Origin of the sequence: Candidatus Protofrankia californiensis, assembly GCF_900634765.1 — a bacterium.
GTDB classification, from domain to species: domain Bacteria; phylum Actinomycetota; class Actinomycetes; order Frankiales; family Frankiaceae; genus Protofrankia; species Protofrankia californiensis.
Genome location: NZ_CAAAFT010000057.1, coordinates 3,265 through 8,438, shown reverse-complemented (window position 1 = coordinate 8,438; position 5,174 = coordinate 3,265). Strand labels below are relative to the sequence as shown.

The 5,174-nt window shown below is 69.2% G+C and carries 5 protein-coding genes; all 5 read left to right on the top strand.

Going from position 1 to position 5,174, the window contains the following annotated elements; genetic code table 11:
* A partial coding sequence (locus tag DD1DGNOD_RS03145; RefSeq protein WP_131769400.1) for a DNA polymerase III subunit gamma and tau occupies positions 1 to 1,785 on the top strand: 1,785 nt, incomplete at its 5' end.
* A gap of 122 nt (positions 1,786 to 1,907) precedes the next feature.
* Entirely contained in the window at positions 1,908 to 2,360 is a 453-nt protein-coding gene (locus DD1DGNOD_RS03140) for a YbaB/EbfC family nucleoid-associated protein (protein ID WP_131765144.1), read from the top strand.
* Between the two features lie 117 nt (positions 2,361 to 2,477).
* Positions 2,478 to 3,074, top strand: a complete 597-nt coding sequence (gene recR / locus DD1DGNOD_RS03135; protein WP_131765207.1) for a recombination mediator RecR — start codon at positions 2,478 to 2,480, stop codon at positions 3,072 to 3,074.
* 220 nt (positions 3,075 to 3,294) lie between these two features.
* The gene (locus DD1DGNOD_RS03130) at positions 3,295 to 3,750 is read left to right on the top strand and encodes a hypothetical protein (protein WP_131765143.1); all 456 of its coding nucleotides are present in this window, start codon (positions 3,295 to 3,297) and stop codon (positions 3,748 to 3,750) included.
* A gap of 91 nt (positions 3,751 to 3,841) precedes the next feature.
* Positions 3,842 to 5,086 carry a Fic family protein gene (locus DD1DGNOD_RS03125; RefSeq protein ID WP_131765142.1) on the top strand — a complete coding sequence of 415 codons (1,245 nt, stop codon included), beginning with the start codon at positions 3,842 to 3,844 and terminating at the stop codon, positions 5,084 to 5,086.
* Positions 5,087 to 5,174 lie beyond the last annotated feature (88 nt).

The window sequence follows — 5,174 nt, the reverse complement described above, 5'->3', positions numbered from 1 at the left end:
GATGTCGACCCGGCGGTGTTACCGCTGGTCGTGCGGGCTGGCGCCGGGTCGGTACGTGACTCACTGTCCGTTCTCGACCAGCTGCTTGCCGGGGCCGGCCCGGACGGCCTGCGCTACGACCGGGCGGTCGCACTGCTCGGCATGACCGACGGCGTCCTGCTGGACGAGGCGGTCGACGCCCTGGCCGCGCGTGACGGTGCCACCGCCTTCACCGTCATCGACAAGGTCGTCTCCTCCGGGCACGATCCGCGCCGCTTTGCCATGGACCTGCTCGAACGCCTACGGGATCTGATCGTGCTTGCGGCCGTCCCGGACGCCCCCGACAAGGGACTGTTGGAGACCTACTCGGTCGACCAGCTCGAACGGATGCGTGGCCAGTGCGCACGGATGGGCCAGGCCGAGCTTTCCCGTGCCGCCGATGTCGTGCACACCGGCCTGGTCGAGATGCGCGGAACGACCAGCCCACGGCTCCTGCTCGAGCTGATGCTGGCACGCGCGCTGCTGCCCGCCGCGGGATCCGACCCGTCAGCGCTACTGGTCCGCATCGAGCGGTTGGAACGTCAGGGGGGGACGACCGGCACCACCACCCCGGTCACGGCTGCGGGTACGACTACGGGTGTCGCCGGTACGGCCACGGGCACGCAGCCGAGGGCCCCGGCCGGCACGGCGGCTCCGGCCGCCACACCAGGTCCGGCTGCGTCGGTCCAGGCCCCGCACGAGCCCGCCGCGACCGCTCCGGCGCCAGCGCCCGGCACGGCCAGCCGAGCTCCCTCGACCCGGATACAGCCGCCGCCCGAGCCCGGACCCGTCTCCTGCCCTCCCGCTCCCCCCGCAGCACGGCCAGGCGGCCCGGGCGGCGGTTTCGACGCGGGAGGACTGCGAGCAATCTGGGGCGACGTGCTGCGTGCGGCCCGGTCACGCAAAGCTGCCACACATGCTCTGCTGCAGGAATATGCATCGGTCGCGGACGTCCGTGGCGACGAGGTCATCCTGGCCTTCTCGGTGCCGACAATCGCCCGGATGTTCGGGCAGGGCAGCAACGTGGACGTCCTGTGCGCCGCGCTGACCGAGGTCGCCGGCGGAACCTGGCGGGTCACCATCGGAGCGGCCGGCGGACCGCCGAGTGGTCCACCCGGTGGAACAGCCTCCTCCAGCAACGCTGGTCCGTCCGGCGGTTTCGGTGGATCCAGCTGGTCGAGCGATCCGAGCCCGGGCGCGGGACCCGGTCCCGGCGGTTCTGGCTCATCGACAGCGTCCGGCGCTGCCACCCACGCCGTACCCGCTGTGGCGCTGCCTGCGACGACAACGTCGCCGCAGCGCCAGGCGGCATCACCTGAGCGACAGGCGGCCGTCCGGCCTCCGGACAACCCGTCGGCGTCCCTGATCTCGGAGCAGGCACCACAGGCGCAGGCAGCCCCACGGCCGGATCCAGACGCTGCCGCACCGGCTGAACGACGGCATCCACGCAGCGTCGCGCACGCTGGTACGACCACTCACAGCAACACAAACATGCCACGCGTGTCACCCACGGTTCTGGTGACGGCCTCGGCGCCACCGCCAGCCGGCCCGGCAGCCAGCTATGGCGAGGTCGATGACGAGCCGTCCCCGGACGACGACACATCCGGGCATTCCGATTCGTCACCAGAGAGCCAAAGGCAGCGCGATCATGTTCCTTTCGCGCTGCCGGAGGCCCAGGTCCTCGGGTCGCTGTCGGGCGAGGATGCGGCGATGGCACTGCTGCGGGCCGGTCTCGGCGCCACCATCATCGAACAGCCCACAAAGTGACATCCACAGGACGCCGAGGCCGCATGGTCGACGAGTGCACATCGAGTGCGTGCGAAGTTGCCGGCAGGGCACCAAGTGGCCGGCAGGGCGGTAGCGCCGGAGCCCGGACGTAGGCTCGTGGCATGCCGAATCCGCAGATACCGCCGGGCGCCGGGCCGAACATCGGCCAGCTTCTTCAGCAGGCCCAGCGGATGCAGGCCGAGTTGCTGACCGCCCAGCAGGAACTTGCCGATGCCAGGGTCGACGGCACCGCCGGAGGAGGTCTGGTGAAGGCCACGGTCACCGGTGGGGGTGAACTGGTCGATCTCGCCATCGACCCCGCCGCGGTGGATCCGGCCGACACCGAAACGCTCGCCGACCTCGTCCTCGCGGCGGTCCGGGACGCCGCTGACAATGCGCGCAAGCTTGCCTCCGAACGGATGGGTCAGGTTACCGGCGGGTTCGGCGATGTCCTCGGTGGGCTCGGCGGTATCGGCGGTCCTGGTGGCATTGGTGGTCCTGGCGGACTCGGCGGTGGCCCGGCAGGTTTGCCGGGCGGGTTCGGCCCGGGGCCAGCAGCCCCCGGCCTGGGATGACATGCGCGGGATGGGCAGCTCTCAAGCGGGCGAACACCTGCCGGCCATACCCGCCAAAAGAATAATCAGCAGAATGGCGACCACCGGAACAGCGGACTCTGAGACAGGTCGGTGACGATGTACGAGGGGATCGTCCAAGATCTGATCGACGAACTCGGCCGGCTGCCCGGTATCGGCCCGAAAAGCGCACAACGGATCGCCTTCCACCTGCTTTCCGCTGATCCCGTGGATGTACGGCGACTGGCGACCACGCTGAATGAGATCAAGGACAAGGTCCGCTTCTGCCGGACGTGCTTCAACGTCGCGCAGGCGGAACTGTGCCGGATCTGCTCCGATCACCGTCGTGATCCGGCACAGATCTGTGTCGTCGAGGAGCCGAAGGACGTCGTCGCCGTCGAGCGGACGCGGGAGTTCCGCGGGCGTTACCACGTCCTCGGCGGGGCGATCAATCCGATAGGCGGGGTCGGCCCTGACGATCTGCACATCCGGGAACTGATCGCCCGACTCGCCGACGGAACAGTGACCGAACTGATTCTCGCGACCGACCCGAATACCGAGGGTGAGGTCACCGCTTCATATCTGGCTCGCCAGATCGCTCCCATGGGTCTGAAGGTCACCCGTCTGGCCAGCGGCCTGCCCATGGGCGGGGATCTGGAATGGGCGGACGAGGTCACCCTCGGCCGCGCCTTCGAAGGCCGCCGCGTCGTCGTCTAGACAAAGCCGCTCCGGGATGTCCGTAAAGCCGGATCCTGCGGAAACCCACGTCCCACAGGCCAGCTCCCCGGACGGGATGGTAGCGGGACGCAACGGTGTGACCCTCTTCGGCGCACGGACACCGCCAGACACACTCGACTGGTGCATACGTTGTTCTGACCGGGCAACGTGACCACCGGAAACTGCCATGGATCCCATGAAGGTCAGGAGCATACGACTGATGATTATTAGTGCGCACGTGGGTGCCGGAGCGCTGATCGGCACAGCACTGCGCCGGCCGCTTCCCGCATTTGCCGCCGGATTCGCCTCCCACCTCGCCATGGACATGGTGCCGCACTGGGGAACCGGTCCGGGCCTGGGCTGGATTCCCGTAGCCCGACGGGACGGCGTGGCAGGACTGGCCGCGATGGGCATCCTGACCGCGGCGGCGCCCCCAGGACGCAGGCTTGCGCTCCTCGCAGGCATGAGCGGGGCCTGCCTTCCCGACACCGACAAGATCGGAATCTACTTCGTCGGGCGCAGCCCGTGGCCGCGCCGCTTCGACCGCTTCCACGGGCGCATCCAGCGGGAGTCCGCCGACCTGCTGCCCCGGGACGTGCTCGTCGCCGCCACACTCAGCGCAACCGCCATCGGGCTTCTACAGCTCCTGGGCCGGAGCCGGCCAGCACGATCGTGAGGTCAGGAGTTCCGACAATCCATACGCTCTGCTGGTCTTGCACTCTGCTGGTCTTGGCATGCTGAAAACAAAGGAACAAAGGAATCCGGCGATGGGTCGATACGGGGAACAGCTCTGGTCCCCGGATCCGGCCGCGCCGCTGCGTGGACGCCGCGTGGGCGTGTACCGCCCCTACTGCCCCGACCTTCTTGCCTCCTACCCGCCGGTACTCCAGGAAGATCTCGTCTCACGGGCCATGGCCATCGAAGCCGGCATCCGTTCGCTAAGTGCTACGGCCGCGGTGGGCCTGGACCGGGTAGCCGGCTTCCTGCTCCGCTCGGAGGCCATCGGGTCGTCCCGGATGGAAGGGATCCGGGTCGCCCCGCAGCAGGTCGCCCTTGCCGAGTTCGCTGTCGGAGCCGGCCCCGACACCGTCGTCGAAGGTTTCAGCACCGGCGCCCGCAGGGTCGCCCGCAACATCACCGCGCTCCGCCAGGCGGTCACCGATGTCGCCCGGGCCGGGACGATCACCGTGGACGGCATCGTCAGCCTGCAGCGCACCCTGCTGCCGGGCCATCGCAGCACCGGCCCGCGAACCGTGCAGACCTGGCTGGGGGGAAGCGAGTGGAACCCGCTCGACGCCGCTTTCATACCGCCGCCCGCATCCGCTGTGGGGAGGTTGATGGCCGACCTTGCCACGTACGCGTCCGAGGGCCCGCACCCTCCCTTGATCCAGGCCGGGCTCGTCCACGCGCAGTTCGAGACGATCCAACCGTTCGACGACGGCAACGGGCGTGTCGGGCGCACGCTTATCCATACTGTTCTGGCGCGGCGAGGGCTCCTCGGCCGGGCCGTGCTCCCGGTCAGCCTCGTCTTCATGACCCGGCCGCGCGAATACGTGAGAGCGCTGACCGCCTTCTGCCATGAAGGCCCGCCGAACAGCATGGTTGCCCGCACAGCGCTGAACCAGTGGCTCACCTTCTTTCTGGACGCCGTGGTCGTTGCCGTCGAGGAGGCCCGCACGTTCACCGCGGAGCTGGCTGAACTGCGCCGCTCCTGGGACGTCCGGCTATCGGCTTTTCGCAACCGGACAACTGCGCCACGGAACAGGCCATGGGAACCGTCGGTGTCCGACCGGCTGCTGGCCGCCTTGTCCGAATCCCCGGTGATCACGGAGGTAAGCGCGGCGCGCTTGCTGGACGTCCCGCCGCAGGCGGCCTGGGCGGCGGCCGAAGAGCTCGTCGCAGCCGGCATCCTGCGCCGCCGGCAGATCGGACGTGGCACCATCGGTTATCTCAGTCGGGAAGTGTCCGACCTGCTCAGCTCCGCCGAGCGCCGGCTCACATCCGTCAAGTGACCCTGATGCCCCGCAGCGTCCCGCGGTCCCGTGCCGACCGCAGAACGACCACCGACCACCGACCACCGACCAACCGAGCGATGATCGG

What these genes read in the sequence shown, in the direction of transcription:
- DD1DGNOD_RS03140 (WP_131765144.1), top strand. Translation starts at nt 1,908, where the DNA reads ATGCCGAATCCGCAGATACCGCCGGGCGCCGGGCCGAACATCGGCCAG.
- recR (WP_131765207.1), top strand. Translation starts at nt 2,478, where the DNA reads ATGTACGAGGGGATCGTCCAAGATCTGATCGACGAACTCGGCCGGCTG.
- DD1DGNOD_RS03130 (WP_131765143.1), top strand. Translation starts at nt 3,295, where the DNA reads ATGATTATTAGTGCGCACGTGGGTGCCGGAGCGCTGATCGGCACAGCA.
- DD1DGNOD_RS03125 (WP_131765142.1), top strand. Translation starts at nt 3,842, where the DNA reads ATGGGTCGATACGGGGAACAGCTCTGGTCCCCGGATCCGGCCGCGCCG.